This is a genomic window from Rummeliibacillus sp. BSL5 (genome assembly GCF_052928305.1).
In genome coordinates, this window is the sequence record NZ_JAVGCV010000006.1 from 59,994 (window position 1) to 78,703 (window position 18,710).

General features: G+C 39.0%; 19 protein-coding genes. 2 read left to right on the forward strand and 17 right to left on the reverse strand.

Going from position 1 to position 18,710, the window contains the following annotated elements; genetic code table 11:
- Positions 1-102: 102 nt before the first annotated feature.
- From RCJ93_RS14425 to yycF, 5 genes are read right to left on the reverse strand one after another with little or no spacing between them, the layout of a single operon-like run.
- Entirely contained in the window at positions 103-891 is a 789-nt protein-coding gene (locus RCJ93_RS14425; RefSeq protein ID WP_147197592.1) for an MBL fold metallo-hydrolase, read from the reverse strand.
- Between the two features lie 12 nt (positions 892-903).
- Positions 904-1,734: a two-component system regulatory protein YycI gene (locus RCJ93_RS14430; protein WP_147197594.1), complete on the reverse strand. Its 831-nt coding sequence runs from the start codon at positions 1,732-1,734 to the stop codon at positions 904-906.
- Complete coding sequence (locus tag RCJ93_RS14435; RefSeq protein WP_446739366.1) at positions 1,721-3,067, reverse strand: YycH family regulatory protein; 1,347 nt, start codon at positions 3,065-3,067, stop codon at positions 1,721-1,723. The genes RCJ93_RS14430 and RCJ93_RS14435 overlap by 14 nt, the downstream gene beginning before the upstream one ends.
- Complete coding sequence (gene walK / locus RCJ93_RS14440) at positions 3,058-4,890, reverse strand: cell wall metabolism sensor histidine kinase WalK (protein WP_150285306.1); 1,833 nt, start codon at positions 4,888-4,890, stop codon at positions 3,058-3,060. The genes RCJ93_RS14435 and walK overlap by 10 nt, the downstream gene beginning before the upstream one ends.
- 6 nt (positions 4,891-4,896) lie before the next feature.
- Positions 4,897-5,607, reverse strand: a complete 711-nt coding sequence (yycF, locus tag RCJ93_RS14445; protein ID WP_066791156.1) for a response regulator YycF — start codon at positions 5,605-5,607, stop codon at positions 4,897-4,899.
- 493 nt (positions 5,608-6,100) lie between these two features.
- On the opposite strand from yycF, the gene RCJ93_RS14450 reads away from it, so the two are divergent.
- Positions 6,101-7,021: a YitT family protein gene (locus tag RCJ93_RS14450; RefSeq protein ID WP_446739367.1), complete on the forward strand. Its 921-nt coding sequence runs from the start codon at positions 6,101-6,103 to the stop codon at positions 7,019-7,021.
- Positions 7,022-7,082: 61 nt separating this feature from the next.
- On the opposite strand, the gene RCJ93_RS14455 is transcribed toward RCJ93_RS14450, so the two are convergent.
- The 11 genes from RCJ93_RS14455 to RCJ93_RS14505 all read right to left on the reverse strand — a co-directional run bounded on the left by RCJ93_RS14455 (position 7,083) and on the right by RCJ93_RS14505 (position 17,377).
- On the reverse strand, positions 7,083-8,372 hold the full coding sequence (locus tag RCJ93_RS14455; protein WP_066791158.1) for an adenylosuccinate synthase: 1,290 nt from the start codon (positions 8,370-8,372) through the stop codon (positions 7,083-7,085).
- Between the two features lie 286 nt (positions 8,373-8,658).
- The gene (dnaB, locus tag RCJ93_RS14460; protein WP_066791160.1) at positions 8,659-10,014 is read right to left on the reverse strand and encodes a replicative DNA helicase; all 1,356 of its coding nucleotides are present in this window, start codon (positions 10,012-10,014) and stop codon (positions 8,659-8,661) included.
- Between the two features lie 12 nt (positions 10,015-10,026).
- On the reverse strand, positions 10,027-10,476 hold the full coding sequence (rplI, locus tag RCJ93_RS14465) for a 50S ribosomal protein L9 (protein ID WP_066791164.1): 450 nt from the start codon (positions 10,474-10,476) through the stop codon (positions 10,027-10,029).
- Entirely contained in the window at positions 10,473-12,449 is a 1,977-nt protein-coding gene (locus RCJ93_RS14470) for a DHH family phosphoesterase (RefSeq protein ID WP_147197609.1), read from the reverse strand. The genes rplI and RCJ93_RS14470 overlap by 4 nt, the downstream gene beginning before the upstream one ends.
- A 13-nt stretch (positions 12,450-12,462) precedes the next feature.
- The gene (locus RCJ93_RS14475) at positions 12,463-13,404 is read right to left on the reverse strand and encodes a YybS family protein (protein WP_066791168.1); all 942 of its coding nucleotides are present in this window, start codon (positions 13,402-13,404) and stop codon (positions 12,463-12,465) included.
- 294 nt (positions 13,405-13,698) lie between these two features.
- Entirely contained in the window at positions 13,699-13,935 is a 237-nt protein-coding gene (gene rpsR, locus RCJ93_RS14480; RefSeq protein WP_066791170.1) for a 30S ribosomal protein S18, read from the reverse strand.
- 51 nt (positions 13,936-13,986) lie between these two features.
- Positions 13,987-14,541: a single-stranded DNA-binding protein gene (gene ssb / locus RCJ93_RS14485; RefSeq protein WP_066791172.1), complete on the reverse strand. Its 555-nt coding sequence runs from the start codon at positions 14,539-14,541 to the stop codon at positions 13,987-13,989.
- A gap of 41 nt (positions 14,542-14,582) precedes the next feature.
- Entirely contained in the window at positions 14,583-14,873 is a 291-nt protein-coding gene (rpsF, locus tag RCJ93_RS14490) for a 30S ribosomal protein S6 (protein WP_066791174.1), read from the reverse strand.
- A gap of 209 nt (positions 14,874-15,082) precedes the next feature.
- A complete protein-coding gene (ychF, locus tag RCJ93_RS14495; protein ID WP_147197615.1) occupies positions 15,083-16,183 on the reverse strand; it encodes a redox-regulated ATPase YchF in 1,101 nt (366 codons plus the stop codon).
- 76 nt (positions 16,184-16,259) lie between these two features.
- Positions 16,260-16,475 (reverse strand): DUF951 domain-containing protein, encoded by a 216-nt coding sequence (locus tag RCJ93_RS14500; RefSeq protein WP_066791180.1) that lies wholly within the window; start codon positions 16,473-16,475, stop codon positions 16,260-16,262.
- A 2-nt stretch (positions 16,476-16,477) separates the two neighbouring features.
- Complete coding sequence (locus tag RCJ93_RS14505) at positions 16,478-17,377, reverse strand: mechanosensitive ion channel family protein (protein WP_446739368.1); 900 nt, start codon at positions 17,375-17,377, stop codon at positions 16,478-16,480.
- Between the two features lie 73 nt (positions 17,378-17,450).
- Here RCJ93_RS14505 and yyaC point away from each other — a divergent pair, with 73 nt between their 5' ends.
- Entirely contained in the window at positions 17,451-18,047 is a 597-nt protein-coding gene (gene yyaC, locus RCJ93_RS14510) for a spore protease YyaC (RefSeq protein ID WP_147197617.1), read from the forward strand.
- On the opposite strand, the gene RCJ93_RS14515 is transcribed toward yyaC, so the two are convergent.
- Positions 18,006-18,710 (reverse strand): DUF554 domain-containing protein, encoded by a 705-nt coding sequence (locus tag RCJ93_RS14515; RefSeq protein WP_150285302.1) that lies wholly within the window; start codon positions 18,708-18,710, stop codon positions 18,006-18,008. The genes yyaC and RCJ93_RS14515 overlap by 42 nt on opposite strands.

Here is an 18,710-nt window from a genome sequence, read left to right on the forward strand (position 1 = left end):
CATTTCGGCATAAAAAAATCCCCTTTTATTAAACTGACTCTAATCTCGTTCGTTATCAATATAACGGACAGAGCCATTTCATAAAGGGGGATTTCTATATATTTAGACTGTGACCAGTTCTGTTGGTTCATTCGCATCCGTATCATACAATTGGACGAATTCACCAGGCATAATGCCACATGATTGCAATGTTTGAGAAACGCTCATACGTGCTAAATCTTTCATATTATTGTCTTTACTTAAGTGTGATAAATAGATGCGCGTTGGCTTCTGATCTATCACTTCACTCATTGCAACAGCTGCATCCTCATTGCTAACGTGCCCTAAGTCGCTCAAAATTCGGCGTTTGACGGACCAAGGATATCGTCCCATCTGCAGCATGCCAACATCATGGTTGCTTTCAAAAACAAATGAATCAGCACTTCTTATAATGCCTTTCATCCGATCGCTAACATAGCCTGTATCTGTGATGACCACTAGCTTTCTTTGACCATCATGGAAGCAATAAAACATAGGATCACTTGCATCATGTGAAACAGCGAAGGACTCAACATTTAATGAGCCAAAGGTTTTGACCGTTTCCATATCAAATTGAAAACGAAGGTCTGTTGGAATTGTGCCAACTAGCCCATCCATTGCCTTCCATGTTTTTTCATTTGCAAATACAGGGATTTGATATTTTCTTGCCAGCACACCCACACCTTTAATATGGTCAGAATGCTCATGTGTAACCAATATCCCGTTTAAACTTTTTATATCACGGCCTACTTTTTCAAAAAGCTGTTCCATCTTTTTGCCAGTCAACCCAGCATCGACGATTAATGAATGTTCGCCGCTCTCTACAAAGATGGAGTTGCCAGTACTGCCACTAGCTAACACACTAAACTGCATGGCTAAAACTCCTTACTGTTGCTGTAATTCCCTTTCTTTGGCGTTATGTTCGATATCTACGATTGTCCCATCCGCGTTTACAAAGTAATCCACTTCATTCTTAATCCCTTTTTTATCCTTTGGCAATTCTACATGGATATACCATGTTGGTGCCAGCACTTGGATTTGCGTTAAAGGTACAAGTGTTGAATAGCCAAGCTCTATTTTTGTAATTGTAGAGTTCGGCATTAAATAGCCTTTGTTTAGAATAGCTTTAATAGCTTTTTCTGGTTCAATCAACGTTCCTTTTTCGCCAAAGCTTTTCAGTGAATCAAACATCCTCTGTTCATAGTTTGTGATTTCATTTGCGTCATTCCAATGTACTTTTACAGCTGCATTCTGATTGTAATAAATCGTTCGATTATCTGAAACTTGGAAGAATGTTGCTACTTTGTTCAACTTGTCTATCTTCCAAAGCCTATACGATCTTCCTTTATAAACATTCTTCTCAACAAATTGTGTTATATTATTAGCTGATAAACTTGTCAAAGGCATCGGCTTGGTAATCTTTGATACAATTTCTGTGTCATTATTACCGATATGGAGCTTTTGATTTTTCAATTGGGCAAGCTCCAACATATTAAACTTCTTAATTTTGCCTGAAATATAGGAGACGTTAATCGTTGCAGCAGGCTTGTTTTTAATCGTTATGTTTTCATCTTTTAAGCGTGTAGAAAAATCTGTATCGCCAATAACAGGAACACTTTGCGCTTCATTATAACGATTTACGTACATATAGTACAAAAATATATTTAAAATAGAAAATACAATGATAAAGATGGTTTTGGCTTTATTCCAATCCAACTTGCTCACCTCCTGCACTCGGCACTAGAGGTAGAGACTTCCACTTGCCATTGATAAAGTAAAACCAAGTAGGCTTGAGTATAAAGACATTTGGGCGTTCATTCGTAGATAAATAATAACCCGGCCTTATTTCTTCCACATCATTTATATCGACACCATCTTGTTTGCTTATTTCCTCAATGGCTCTTTCGCCACTCTCTATCATAACGGTTTCGTTTTCAGGGACAGAGACAAGCTTGTAATAAGGACGTATATAACGAGCAATCCGTGTTTCTCCCCATACAGTCTCAATCGCTGTAGAGGTGACAGATGCGTCAGTATATACCATATAGTCTTTCACATATAGCTGATACATAATTTTGTTGTTTGAAGTATCAACATCTTCATAGCGGAAATCGCCTGTCCATCCACCATGTTCATTAATAAAATTGAATGTATTCAAGATAAGGCTAGATTTATTTGTCTTTTCTAAGTTGTCTACAGCATTGGCATCAACGTAATCCAATGTTTTTTTACTTGTATTAACCGTCATCATGGAAACGCCATCCGTATAATTCTCTTTAAAGTTTGTATCATCAATACTGCTTTTAACTCTTTTAGGCATTGTAAATAATGCATTTTTAAACTTATCAATAGAGGAAGAAGAGCTTAAATACGTATACTGCATAACCTTCTCCTCTTGTGCAGGTAAATACAGTGTATTTCCTCTTTCCCTTGCGTACGCAATATAACGTTCAAAAGAATGAGATTTGTCTATAATATATTTATAAAAGTCATCTTGGCTATCTACATGTACCTTTGCTTTGTAAAGCTGACCATTAGCAGTATTGGCGAAGAAAACAATAAGTTCATCTGAGTCGTCTATGCGCTCCCAATCTAAAATCATTTTATTAAATGAAAGATTTTTAGGCTGTTCATCGACGGTCGGCAAAATATTTTGGAAGATGGCATAGGGCACTTCAGCAGGGAAAAATAGCGTGAAGTTATCTGCATCTCTCATTAATTGATTCACCTTATAGGCATTCGCATTTTTGCTTACTAAAGTCATATTAGAGATACGCCAACGATGCATTCGATTTAGCATGTTTTTCATTTCTTCATACCGATCTGTGCCGCGCCACGTATCCTTCTCGTGGAAGACCATACGATATGGTTTAACGACATCAGCCAGCTGTTGTTTCTTTTCAAAAGAAACATTCAGCGGCGGTTTTTGTTTTTCAAGTGGGTCATAGTCTGGTTTGTATGTCCAAATGGAAAACGTCAACGTAATGCTTAAAAAGACTAAGACGAAGAGTAAAAGTGATTTAATCTGCTCGATATATTTCAATCCCACTCACCTGCCTCATCCTCTTCATATGGCAATGTGAAGAAAATGGTTGTACCTACTCCCTCTTCACTCTCTGCCCATATTTTCCCGCCATGCGCTACAATCATTTCCCGAGAAATAGCAAGGCCAAGCCCTGTTCCACCCATAGATCGTGCCCGTGCCCTATCTACACGATAAAAACGGTCAAAGATACGGTCAACATTATCTTTCGGAATACCCATTCCATCATCTGAAATCATGACAGTTAAAATACCGTCATTTGCTTTCATGCCAAAGCGAATATTGCCGCCATCGGGCGAATATTTCAATGCATTGGAGATAATATTATCAATAACTTGAGTAATCTTATCTGTATCGATTTCTACATAGTATGAAACAGAAGGCAATAATCGTATAAATTCAACGTTCTTCGATTTTGCCATTTCAAAACGGTCAATAATGCTGTTGAAGAATCGATTAAAGTCCACAATGTCAGCGTTAATCTCATATTCTCTGCTATCCATATGGGAAAGCTGCAATAAGTCTGTTACCAGACGAATCATCCGCTCCGTCTCAGTTTGTGTGACATGCAAAAAGTGCGGGGCAATCTCTTTATTTTGCCAAGCTCCTTCTGTCAATGCTTCTAAGTAACTTCGCATCGTTGTAAGTGGCGTACGCAATTCATGAGATACATTAGACACAAACTCGCGCCGTTCCATATCAATCTTTTCTTGTTCTGTAATATCATGCAGAACTGTAATCAAACCGTTCACAAAGCCAGTTTCCTTCTGTATTACAGAGAAATTAGCACGCCAAATATATGGACGCTCTGAGAAACTAAAATCAAGGTTGATTGCATCCTTCATGTGGATTAAATCCTCAAATGTATATTGTTTCTCCAAACCTAATACGGAAACCAATGGTCTTCCCATTAACTCATTATGACCGCTATTTAACAGTTTTTCAGCTGGTGAGTTGATTAATATAATTTTCCCTTTCCGATCAGTCGCAATAACGCCATCCGTCATATTCGTAAGGATGGAGGCAAGCTTTCTTCTCTCACCTTCAGTAGTTGACTGCGCTTCTTGAAGACGATTGGTCAAATGATTGAAGGCAATAGCTAATTGACCTATTTCATCGTTGCCATATACTTTAACCTTCCTTGAGAAATTTCCTCTGGCCATTGCTTGCGCTTGTCTTCGCATATCGGAAATTGGCTTTGTAATAGTTCTGGCAATGAAAATTCCAAGCACAATTGTTATGGCTAAAGCTAATGCAGTTCCGGCTGCAAGGATTTGGTTAATATCATTCATTTGCTCAAAAATCCGTTCAATGTTTGCCTTTACATAAACGGTTCCAATTTCTTTGCCATTAGCCTTTCCATTTGACATGATTGGAGTGGCCACTACCCAAATTCTTTTGCGTGTCTTTTCATCTAATGCAATTTTGGCATAGCGCGTTTGTGTTGTGATAGATTGCCTTACAAGTGAATCCATTTCTCGTTGACCGACAATAGACTGATTGCTCTTATCAGAGGAAGCAAGGATTCGGTAACGCGGATCTATAACTCTAATTTCTTTAATATCATCGGAGGATAAATCTACAATACTTTTTAAGCTTTGTTCAAGCGTTGGATCACTATCCGTTCGTTCCTTTAACAATTCTTCTTTAACGCTAAAGTTAACAAGTGTCAAACGGTCAGTAACTGAAGTTTCAAAGCTCTTTTTTAAGTTTTGTTCCAATTCCTTTGCAAAATAAAGCCCTATAATTTGCATTGCAATAAGGATGAGTAATACATAAATCAGTACTAGTTTAACTTGGACTGATTTAAAAAAACGGACCTTTTGCATGTTCTTTTACTCCTGTTCAGGATTTCTTAAATAATAGCCAACGCCTCGGCGAGTGACAATCCATGCTGGATGACTCGGGTTATCTTCAATTTTTTCACGAAGTCGACGAATGGTCACATCTACTGTGCGGACGTCTCCAAAGTAATCATAGCCCCAAACAGTTTGTAGTAAGTGCTCGCGCGTCATAACTTGTCCGATATGCTTAGCCAAGTAATGAAGCAACTCAAACTCACGGTGTGTTAATTCAATTGCTTCATCTCTTTTTAATACAAGGTATGCATCTGGCTGAATGACAAGCGATCCTACTACGATATCATTGTTCTCTTCAACTGCTTCTTCAGCTACTGCCACAGTTTGGTGTCTACGCATATTTGCTTTCACTCTTGCAATCAATTCTCGTGTGCTAAAAGGTTTAGTCACATAATCATCAGCACCAAGCTCTAAACCTAGTACCTTATCAATCTCTGAATCTTTCGCTGTCAGCATAATAATTGGCAGGTCATATTTTTTTCGTACTTCACGACATACTTCCATACCATCTCTTTTTGGCAACATAATATCTAAAAGCATTAAATCAGGTTTAATTTCCTCTACCTTTTTTAATGCTTCATCTCCATCATATGCACAGACAACTTTATAGCCTTCCTTAATTAAGTTAAATTGCAATATATCTGCGATTGGCTTTTCATCGTCCACTACTAAAATCGTCTTATCCAATATATATTCCCCTTCCTTACTCCGGTCTTTTTCTATTCTATCAATACTCTACCATTCTTAAGTTTGCGTTGCATCTTTAAAAACCCCCTTCGACATTTCCTGGGGAATAATTTCGCTATGAATCGACACATCGACTATATGTCCTATTTAATTTTACCATACTTCAGCTATTTTCATTGAGATTTAGAACGGTCATAAGGGCTTATTTTATCCCCTACATTTCTCCTATAATATGCATTTCTTTTTAAAAGTTTTAACAAAGCCATGCTTTTCACTTCTTAAAACCCGAATTTTCCGATATTATAGAGATATAGGGTGACGCTTTGCTAAAAGGATGATAATTTATCTCATTTGGTTATTAGTGGAACTAATTGGGCTTTACGGATGAATAGGTCTATGGCTTAAAATTACGATTAGCCAATTCTTCGCCAAGGATCTTGCTATTTGTAAGTCTTGTTAAACTATTATTCTACAAAAAGATTGGAGAGATTTTATGAGTGATGCAAACCGACAGAAACAGCAGCCGGTTTTGCCAAAGGGCGTAGAAGTAAATAAACTGAAGAAAACACAGTCTAAAAAGAGGCTGGCACAAAGAACTATTATGGTCATCATTGGTGCATGCATAACTGCTATTGCACTTAGCCTATTCCTCGTTCCCAACAACATTTTAGACGGAGGCATTGTCGGCGTTTCTATAATTATTTCCCATTTAACTCATCTGCCACTAGGCGTATTTATTTTCCTCCTTAATATCCCTTTTATTTTCCTCGGTTATAAGCAAATTGGGAAAACATTCGCATTATCAACTGCACTCGGTATTACTACTTTATCTGTCGCAACACTTCTCTTGGAACATGTAAAACCCGTTACCCAAGATTTGCTGCTATCCACTGTTTTCGGAGGAATTATCCTTGGTATCGGAGTCGGCCTTGTCATTCGATCAGGCGGTTCACTTGATGGTACAGAGGTATTAGCTATACTTTTCAATAAAAAACTCCCATTCTCCGTAGGCGAAATCATCATGTTCTTTAACCTCATTATCTTCACAGTAGCCGGATTTGTATTCACATGGGAACAAGCTATGTATTCAGGGCTAGCTTACTTTATTGCTTACAAAATGATTGATATTACCATTCAGGGTCTCGACGAATCGAAGGCTGTCTATATTATCAGCGATGAATACGATGAAATCGGGCAAGCAATTATTGACCGTTTGGGCCGTGGCGTTACCTATCTAAATGGCGAGGGCGCTTATACAGGAGACACGAAGAAAGTAATATTTACAGTGATCACGCGTTTAGAAGAATCAAAGCTCACAACGATTGTTAGCGAACTTGACGAACATGCCTTTCTTGCAATTGGCAATATTGCTGAAGTGCGTGGAGGACGTTTTAAGAAGAAAGATATCCATTAATAAAAGGCAATCCCTCGAAAAGATGGGATTGCCTTTTGACTTTTATATGATTGGGTTAGAATTACGCGTCCCACACATTAAGCAGTACATTAGTTTGATCACGATCTGGTCCCACTGAGAATGTTGCAATGCGGATACCAGTTAGCTCACTTACACGTTTTACATAGTTTCTTGCGTTCTCAGGTAATTCATCTAGCGTTTTGCATCCTGTGACATCTTCTGTCCATCCAGGAAGCTCTTCGTAGATTGGTTTGCAGCCTTCAATTGCGTGAAGAGTTGCAGGGTATTCTGTAATAATTTCACCATTATATTCATACGCTGTACAGATCTTTACAGTTTCAAGACCAGTTAACACATCGATTGAGTTTAATGCTAAATCTGTAATACCTGATACGCGGCGAGAATGGCGGACAACTACGGAGTCAAACCAGCCTACTCGGCGTGGACGGCCTGTTGTTGTACCATATTCTCGTCCAACTTCACGAATTTGTTGGCCAATTTCATCAAATAGTTCAGTTGGGAACGGGCCATCTCCTACGCGTGAAGTATAAGCTTTACTTACACCGATCACACGGTTTACTTGTGACGGACCTACGCCAGCACCTGTTGCAACGCCACCAGCAACTGGATTGGATGAAGTGACATATGGATATGTGCCATGGTCTACATCCAGCATAACGCCTTGCGCACCCTCAAATAGTACCTTATTGCCCTCTTCTAGCACATCGCTAAGAATCTTAGATGTATCTGTTACATACTGAGCAATTTCTTGACCATATTGGTAAAACGCTTCAAAAATATCTTCAAATTTCAAAGGTTCTACACCATAGAATTTTTCAAAAAGACGGTTTTTCATTTCTAAGTTTGTACGTAACTTCTCTTCGAATACTTTTTTATCTAGTAGATCTGCGATACGGATACCAATTCGCTGTACCTTATCTATATAACATGGGCCAATTCCTTTGCAGGTTGTTCCAATTTTTTGGTCACCGCGGGCTTCCTCATCTACTTTATCTTGGTAAATATGATACGGCAGAATAACGTGAGCGCGATTAGAGATGCGTAAATTCTCTGTGCTTACGCCTCTTTCTTGTAGCCCTTTTAATTCTTCAACAAGTGATTTGGGGTTGATTACCATGCCATTCCCCATAATGGACATTTTTTCTTTATAAAAAATGCCTGAAGGGATTAAATGCAATTTATATGTTTCCCCTTCAAATTGGATTGTATGGCCTGCATTATCACCACCAGAATAGCGGGCGATGGCTTCAGCTTCTTTCGATAAGAAGTCGGTAATTTTCCCTTTTCCTTCGTCTCCCCATTGTGTTCCTACTACTACAACTGATGTCATAATCAGCACCTCCGTCAGGCACATTCATTGCACCCTGATTCAAACAGACTTATTGTAACAACGAAAATAGGCCAAGTCAATACAAGATGGCTAAAATATACGAACATGTAATAGAAGTCAGACTACAATGTTCGTTTTTTTAATAGTAAAGTTATAGACTTTGGGTAATATTACCTCAATAGATTGTTAGTTCCGTTTTGCATAGAATTCCTTCCTTTTCTTGCTCCAAGACTAGCTACTCATTCTGGCAATAAAAAAAAGAGCATTAAATGTAATGCTCTCACAACTAAAAGCCAGCAGGTACGTCTGCTGTCCAATCTACGCTAACAAATTTATTGTATTCTTTTTTAAATGCCAACTTCACCGTATCTGTCGGGCCATTACGCTGTTTGGCAACGATAATTTCAATTGTATTGGCGTCTTCTGTCTCTTTATCATAATAATCTTCACGGTATAGGAATGCTACGATATCCGCATCCTGCTCAATACTTCCAGACTCCCGTAAGTCACTCATCATTGGACGTTTATCTTGTCGCTGTTCAACACCACGAGATAATTGGGATAGCGCAATAACAGGCACTTCCAACTCACGTGCCAATGCTTTTAGTGAACGAGATATTTCTGATACTTCTTGTTGTCTATTTTGACCTGCTCCACCGCTGCCTTGAATCAATTGTAAGTAGTCGATCAAAATCATGCCAAGCCCTTGTTCTTGTTTAAGACGACGACATTTGGCACGTATTTCACTTACACGTACACCAGCTGCATCATCGATATAGATGCCTGCTCTGGATAATGTACCTGTCGCCATCGTAAGCTTTCGCCAGTCTTCTGAATTGAGAGCGCCTGTTCGTAAGACTTGTGCGTCGATATTACCCTCTGCACACAGCATACGCATGACAAGCTGTTCAGCACCCATTTCCAAAGAGAAAATGGCAACATTCTCCTCGGTTAAGGTACCGACAGCTTGTGCCACATTCAATGCAAAGGCGGTTTTTCCTACTGAAGGACGCGCAGCAACGATGATTAAATCTCCTCGCTGGAATCCTGCTGTTAGACGGTCTAAATCACGGAAACCTGTTGGGATTCCCGTGATATCACCTTGGCGATTTTGAAGTTTCTCCACATTGGCATATGTCTCAACAAGCACGTCTTTGACATGTTTGAAGTCACCGGCATTCTTTCGATTGGCTACTTCCATAACTTTGCTCTCTGCTTCAGCAAGAAGTGCGTCTACTTCATCTTCACGTGTATAGCCATCTTCGACTATTTTGGTTGCCACGCGTATTAAACGGCGAAGCAACGCCTTTTCTGAAACGATATGAGCGTAGTAGCTGACATTGGCTGCTGTTGGGACAGCATTCGCAATTTCCGTAATATAAGAAATACCGCCAATATCCTCAAGCTCATTATGCGAAGATAACTCTTCCGTTACCGTAATAACATCAATCGCTTTTCCTTGGTCGCTTAAGCGCAACATTGTTTGGAAAATCATTTGGTGTGCCGTACGATAAAAATCTTCCGGTAACAGTACTTCTGAAGCAGTAATCAAAGCTTGCGGCTCAAGAAAAATAGCGCCAATTACGGATTGTTCAGCTTCTTGATTGTGCGGTGGGATACGGTCCAATTGTGGATCGTTCATACTGTCTCTCCCTTATTCTTGTTCTGCAACATGTACTTTCAATGCAGCAGATACTTCATGATGAAGCTTAACAGGAACTTTCGTTACGCCTAATGTACGAATCGCATCTTTCATTTCCATTTTTCTTTTATCGATTTTGATGCCAAAGTCTTTTTGTAGCTGTTCTACAATTTGTTTAGACGTAATAGAACCAAATAATCGGCCATCTTTTCCTGGTTTAGCTGTTAATTCAACTGTTAAGCCCTCTAATTTTTCCTTTAATGCTTTTGCGTCTTCTAATTCTTGGGCTGCATCAAGGGCAGCACGTTTATTTTGTGCATTCAATTGAGCTAGTGCAGCTGGAGTTGCTTCAACAGCACTTTTTTGCTTCAAAAGTACGTTACGTGCATAACCATCTGACACCTCTTTTGTTTCACCTTTTTTTCCTTGCCCTTTTACATCTTTTAAAAAGATCACTTTCATGATTCTTTTCCCCCTTCTATTACTTTATCTATAGCTACTTTTAGTCGTTCAATTGCTTCATCAATCGTATCTGCTTCTAATTGGCATGCTGCGTTTGTCAGATGTCCGCCTCCACCGAGTTCTTCCATTACTAGCTGAACATTCATTTCACCTAACGAGCGGGCGCTAATGCCAATTCTGCCATCACTACGATGTGCAATAACGAATGAGGCTGAAATGTCTTTCATCGTCAACAAAATATCCGCTGTCTGCGCAATTAATACAGAGTTATAGATTTGATCATCATCACCACGAGCAATTGCCAATCCCTCATGGTAAAACTCTGCTGTCTGCACGATTTTGGAGCGTTCAATATAGGTTGTAATATCTTCTTTTAATAATCGTTGGACGAGTACCGTATCTGCCCCATTCGTACGCAAGTACGAAGCTGCCTCAAAAGTTCTGGCACCTGTACGCAATGTAAAGCTCTTGGTATCGACTATAATGCCAGCTAATAAGGCTGTCGCCTCCAACATAGATATTTTATCATCTTTCGGCTGATATTCTAGTAATTCGGTCACTAGCTCTGCAGTAGAAGATGCATATGGCTCCATGTAGACTAGCATCGGACTTTTAACAAATTCTTCACCCCGACGGTGATGGTCAATCACAACGACTTTGTCTGTTTTGTTTAATAGCTTTGCCTCTATCGTCATGCTTGGCTTATGTGTATCCACTATAATAAGCAGAGACTTCTCTGTCATTTTATCAATCGCAAGCTCTGGTGTAATAAAACGGTTATATAAGTCTGATTTCTCTTTTACCAACTGCATAAGACGATTAATGCTATTGTCTATATTGTCAAAATCAACGACAACATATCCTTTAACCCCGTTCATATCGGCCATCTTTCTCACACCAATAGCCGCGCCAATCGCATCCATATCGGGCATCTTGTGACCCATAACGAAAATTTGGTCACTACCTTGGATTAAATCACGCAAAGCATGCGAAATAACCCTTGCACGGACTCTCGTGCGTTTTTCAACGGGATTCGTCTTACCGCCATAGAATCTTACTTTACCATTCGCTTCTTTAATTGCTACCTGGTCGCCACCGCGACCTAAAACTAGGTCTAAACTGGACTGCGCTAACTCTCCTAATTCTATAAGTGATGTCGAGCTTGCCCCTACTCCAATACTTAACGTTAACGACAAATTTTGCTGAGCTGTAATTTCTCGTATATCATCAAGAATTGAAAAACGTTTTTTTTCTAGTTCTTGTAAAATGGACTCATTCAATATAGCTATAAAACGATCCGCAGCAATTCTTTTCAGGAAAATACCGTTCGCATTGCTCCAGTTATTAACTAGCGAAGTCACAAGAGAATTTGTCTGGCTACGCGTTTGGTCATCCATCCCTTGTGTAATTTCGTCATAGTTATCAACAAAAAGGATGGCGATCACTGTGCGGTCTTCATTATATAACTCTTCGATTTCTACTTGTTCCGTAATATCAAAGAAGTAAATTAGTTTTTCCTCTGATCTATAATAAGCCCTGTATTTGCGTTCATTTAACGTTAAATTTAATTCGTTAGAGTCCTCATGCTTGATTAATGTATAAAAATCATCTGATAAGGAAAACAAATCTTCTCCGATCAATGACTCTTTATTTAAAATTTCGTGCATATACGGGTTGCACCATTCTATCTCATACTCATCCCCAACCAGTACAATCCCGATTGGCATCTCAAGCAACGCCTCTTCGCCCACTTTTTTCAAGCGGTATGAAAGCATCTCAATATGCTTTTCTGTTTCCTTATAGGTATCCATTTCAGCCTTCCAAGCAAGGATAAAAACAAGGATAAGGATTAAACCATAAAGGATGCCAATCAATGCATTCCACATTAAGCAAATAACTATACTTGCTAAGCCAAGCAGCGACAGCATTAAAAGAGGATAACGTATTGGTCTTTTTCTAAAAAGAGAACCCATAAATCCCAACTCCTTATTTTCTTGTCATGTCACTTATTAGCTCGCGCAGTTGAAAGCCTAAATCAGCAATTCCTATCAAAGTGACAAATGAACTCAACGGAAAAGCCAAGATTGTAGCGACAACTGCTGTCCACTTCGGCCAACCTTTTTGATTTATGATGAAATGGATAAAGGATATTCCTTGAATCAAAAACAAAATGGTTAGAAGAAAGGATAGATTCAGTACTATGACATAAAGAAATGTTCCTTCTGCTGGCTTGATAAACAATGTTATTGCTAAGACAGCAAGATAATACCATAACATAGCTCGAGGTAAACGCAAGTCTTTGAACGGCTTAAATTTGGGTGCATTTAAGCCCAATCTACGCAATAAAGGTAGCTGAACCGAAATCATTAACCAAGCAAATGCAAATACGCACAAGATGATTAGTGTAGGCATGCTTATCTGTATTGTATTAATCATCGTTTCGATCTGTTCACTGGAAAGCGGTGCTTGTCCAGTCATTGCCTTAGTCAATTCATTTGATTTTTCATAGCTTTTTCTTGCAGTTTCAATCATTTGTTTTATAAAATCCATATGAAAAAAGCGTACAGCAATCACATATTCAACGGAAATTACAACTAACGATGCTAAAGAAGTTGATAAAAATAAGAATCCCTTGCTCTTCTGTTTGCGTATGCCATATCCCACTATAAAAGCAACAATGCCAAATAAAATAGCTTGTGGAAGCGCTAAGAGGCCGCCAATTAAAAGGGACAGAATAATACTGATTGCAATAGCTGCCAACGAAAATTTACTTTCGTACTTTGCTGCATACCATGCTAAAGGCAGTGGCACGAACCAAACTGTTACAATATTGATGAGAGGCACGTAGGTTGAAATAGCTAATAATATTGTAAACAACGCAATCATCATTGCGCCCTGTGTCAATCTTCTTGTCTTGTTTTCCGGCATTTATAACCTTCCTTTTCTTATAGACAATCTACTATTTCATCTTACTATTGTACCATGTTTCGTGGTTGCAAACAAAAGCACAAGGGGTATCTAGCTCTCCACCAACCTTAATTGAAACAGCAATCATTACACTTATAAAAAATGTAAGAATCCTCTTGTTCCCCAACTGGATAAATAATAACCAAAAGATTTTTTAGCGGCTTGCTAGCACTACTTAGACGGCTTAAACAAATAAAGAAATTAAGCTTTATATCGATAAAAAAAGACTAGCATAAGCTAGTCTTTTAACATTTATTATTTATCTTCTGCAGTGAATGGTAGTAAAGCCATTACACGAGCAACTTTAATTGCTGATGTAAGTTTACGTTGGTATTTAGCGCTTGTACCAGTCACACGGCGTGGAAGAATTTTTCCGCGCTCAGAGATGAATTTTTTTAGCAAATCAACATCTTTATAATCGATGTGTTTGATGTTATTAGAAGTGAAATAGCAAACTTTACGGCGTTTGCGGCCTCCTCTACGTGGTGCCATTGTGTAGTCCCTCCTCATAATCATTTTGTATTAACGTGTGGTAATCTCTTGCTAGAATGGAAGGTCGTCTTCTGTTACGTCGACTTTCCCTCCGCCATTGTTATTCATTGGCGCAAATGGATCTTCATCTACACGTGTATAGTTTTGCTGATTAGGTGAGTGATTCTGTTGATATGATGGCTGTTGATAATTCCCTTCTTGAGAAGCACTGCCATATTGGCTGCCACCACCGTAAGACGGTTGACCGCCATACGATTGGCTTGGTGCCGGACGATCTCCAGTTGCACTTCGTGGTTCTAAGAATTGGACACTATCTGCCACCACTTCTGTTGTGTATACACGCTTGCCGTCTTGACCTTCAAAACTGCCTGTTTGGATGCGGCCTTCAATCCCTGCAAGGCTTCCTTTATGCAAGAAGTTTGCAGTATTTTCAGCTTGTTTACGCCAAACAACACAGTTGATGAAGTCGGCTTGCTTTTCACCTTGTTGATTAGAAAATGTTCTATTCACAGCTAATGTAAAACGAGCAACTGCTACACCATTTGGTGTGTAGCGAAGTTCCGGATCTTTTGTTAGCCTTCCGACTAATACGACGCGGTTAATCATCAGAATTCAACCCCCTTCTCTGCTTTTTTATTTATAATTAATTATTTTTCTTCTTCGCGAACTGCGATATGGCGAATGATATCTTCGCTGATGTTAGCTAAACGAGTGTATTCGTCGATCGCTTTTGTATCAGCGTTAGCTTTTACAATTTGATAGTAACCTTCACGGAAGTCTTCGATTTCATAAGCAAGACGGCGTTTGCCCCAATCTTTTGATTCGATGATTTCTGCTCCGTTAGAAGTTAGGATTTCGTCGAAACGTTCAACTAAAGCCTTTTTAGCTTCTTCTTCGATGTTTGGACGGATAATGTACATTAATTCATATGCTCTCATTTATAAGCACCTCCTTATGGACTTTGGCCAAATGAATGTCACTTGGCAAGGAGTTAGTAATATTTACTACTCACATCAATATATTGTACCACAAGAGATTGCTTTGGACAACTATTGAGTAGAATTATTGTGTATATTTCATGTCTTCATAGATTAAGTAAATAAAAAACCATGTGATGCCTAATGCATCACATGGTTCTAATTATCAACTATACATTAAAGCGGAATAGCATAATGTCGCCATCTTGTACAACATACTCTTTTCCTTCAAGACGGACACGGCCAGCTTCTTTTGCTGCACTCATAGAACCGTATTGCATTAAATCATCGTAAGAAACAGTTTCTGCACGGATAAATCCACGCTCGAAGTCTGAGTGGATGACGCCCGCACATTGAGGAGCTTTCATACCTTTGCGGAAAGTCCAAGCTCTTACTTCTTGGACACCTGCTGTAAAGTAAGTGGCTAGGCCTAGCAAGCTATAAGAAGCTTTGATTAACTGATCTAGACCAGATTCTTCAATGCCTAGTTCTTCTAAAAACATAGCTTTTTCTTCATCATCCAACACAGCAATTTCTTCTTCAATTTTCGCACAAACAACGATTACCTCTGCACCTTCTTTTGCAGCATAATCACGTACTGTTTGTACGTATTGATTGTTGCTTACATCCGCTACTTCATCTTCTGAAACGTTAGCTACGTAAAGCATTGGTTTTAGCGTTAGTAAATTTAAACTTTTGATGATTTTTAATTCCTCATCCGATAAATCAACTGAACGTGCAGGTTTTTCGTTTGCGAAAGCTTCTTTAACTTTTTCTAAAACCGGCGCTTCCACCATTGCTTCTTTATCTTTTTGGCGAGCTAATTTTTCTACTTTTGCATATCGTTTATCAACCGATTCTAAGTCAGCAAGAATAAGCTCTAGATTAATTACTTCAATATCGCTGATAGGATCTACTTTTCCAGCAACATGCGTAATATTTTCATCTTCGAAACAGCGAACTACTTGCGTAATTGCATCCACTTCGCGGATATGTGCCAAGAATTTATTTCCTAGACCTTCGCCTTTGCTGGCACCTTTTACAATACCCGCTATATCAGTGAATTCAAATGCTGTGGGTACTGTTTTCTTTGGTTGGACTAGTTTTGTTAATTCATCCAGACGCGCATCTGGCACTTCTACAATCCCTACGTTCGGGTCAATCGTTGCGAATGGATAGTTTGCTGCAAGTGCTCCTGCTTTTGTAATCGCATTAAATAAAGTGGATTTTCCTACGTTTGGCAATCCTACAATCCCTGCTGTTAAAGCCATTTTCCCACTACCTTTCCCTATACGTTCAAAAATTCATATTCAACCTGTCTATTATAGATATTCATTTATCAAATGTCTAATTTTCATAGGCTTCTGTTGGATTCGCCTGAACTAATACCTTTTTCATCTTTTTCTCAAATTCACGCCGTGGAATCATAACGCTGTGCTGACAACCTTCACACTTCACCCGAATATCTGCGCCCATTCGGATAATCTTCCATCTATTTGTCCCGCAAGGATGCTGTTTTTTCATTTCTACTATATCATTCATCTCGTATAGCTTTTTTTCCACTTTTACTCACCTTCCTCCGTTCTATTCATATTCCTTTCATAAACCATCATTTTAGGGAAAGGAATTTCTATATGGTGCGTATCAAATATTTCTTTAATATCTCTTCGAATCATTCGGGATACAGCAAAATGTTGCATTGGTAACGTTTCTACTGTAATTCGCAAAGTCACTTCGCCACCTGCTACATTTTGGACCCCTAGCAGCGTGGGCTCAACCACAATCTCTTCGTGATTGGAAGGCAGTTTGCTCAAGTATTCTTCTATTAAACTTTCCGCCTTGGCTATATCATTATTATAAGCAATGCTGACATCAATTACAGCCACTGAATTATTGATAGAATAATTCACAACCTCTGAAATAGTCCCGTTCGGTATAATATTGATTTCACCTGCGCCCCCCTTAATTTTGGTTGTTCGCAGTCCAATTTCAATCACAGTACCCTCAACAGCTGAAATTTTGATATAGTCGCCGACGCCGAATTGGTCCTCAAATATAATGAAGAATCCGGTGATAACATCCTTTACCAAGCTCTGTGCGCCAAACCCTACTGCTAAACCGACAATCCCTGCGCCTGCCAACAAACCGGCTACTTTAATCTGCATGACGGAAAGAATAGAAATAATGGCTGAAAAGTATACAGCATATGAGATGATGCTTTGCAGCAGTCGTAAAATAGTTCTATATCTCCGCTCTGCCGTAGGATTTAAAGCAATCGGACCATTTATACGTAGGTTGAAAAACTTAGTTATGGCTATTTTAGCAATCCTTACAATAATCATGGATAAAAGGGCAATTGTAACAATTTGAATAGCACCTATTCCCAAGCTTGTCCAAAGCTTTTCATTATGAAAAAATTTGGTTATCTCCTCTGAGGGATGACTAAACAATTTTTGTATATTCAATTATATGTCTCCTTTAGTATAAAAAGTTTCGAATATACGTATACTGCTGAAAAAAGAGAAAGTGAGATTACCTATGACACTCCCTATATCTAATTCGGCATTCTCATACGCATTGCATTATGAAGACTCTGGCGCCACTTGGCGGTTAAGTTCATTTCTATTAGAGCATATACCATTCCATCATGAAAATCTCGTATTTTGCTGTATCGGATCTGATCGTTCTACAGGAGATGCATTAGGCCCTTTAACCGGCAGTATCCTGTCAAACTTTGTATCATTTCCTTACAAAATCATTGGTTCATTAGAAGAACCGCTTCACGCACTGAATTTATCCCAAACAGTAGATTCATTTGAAAATCACAAGGTACCACCTTTTGTAGTAGCAATTGATGCATGCCTTGGTGATCAAAAACGAATCGGCGAAATTCTTTTCCAACCTGGACCTTTGCTTCCTGGAAAGGCTGTAAAAAAAGAATTGCCACCAATAGGAGACGTCTCAATTAAGGGAATCGTCAACTTTGGCGGCTTCATGGAACACACTATATTGCAAACAACAAGACTCAATATCACCTATGAAATGAGCAATCGAATTGCCCGTGCCTTGTATCTTGCATGGCATCGCCATTCATTAAAAAAAGTGCATCAGCGTCACTATGAGAGCCACAATTAAAATAGCCGGAAGCATATTGGCAATGCGAATTTTAGCAAGTCCCATCATGCTTAATCCAATGGCTATAATCATAGCTCCCCCAGTAGCTGTGAGCTGTTGAACAAATGTATCTAAAACGTCAGCGGGTACAAAGCGGCTAATTTGGCCAGCAAATACGGCGATGACTCCTTCGTATATAAAGACTGACACAGCACCCAAAATCACACCGATACCTAACGTAGATGCTAGGAATATCGCAGTAAATCCGTCAATAATTCCCTTTGTAACTAGAACAGAATGGTCGTTTCTTAATCCACTGTCGAGTGCCCCTAAGATAGACATAGAGCCTATCGCGAAGATTAATGTACTTGTTATAAATGCTTGGGCGATATCTCCATTATCGCCTTTTTTGCTGATTTTGCTTTCGATCCATCTTCCGAATCGATTTAACTGCAAGTCTAGGTCAATCCACTCGCCCAATAACGTGCCAATAACAAGACTAACAATAACAATAATAAAGTTGTTACTTTTAATTCCCATTTGAATGCCCATCAGTATTACCGATAGCCCTATTACTTGCATGACAGCTTCTTTCATTTTATCAGGGATGCCTTGCAGGAACCTACCAATGATCGTTCCTATGATGATTAATAGCGCATCCACTAATGTACCTAATAATACCAA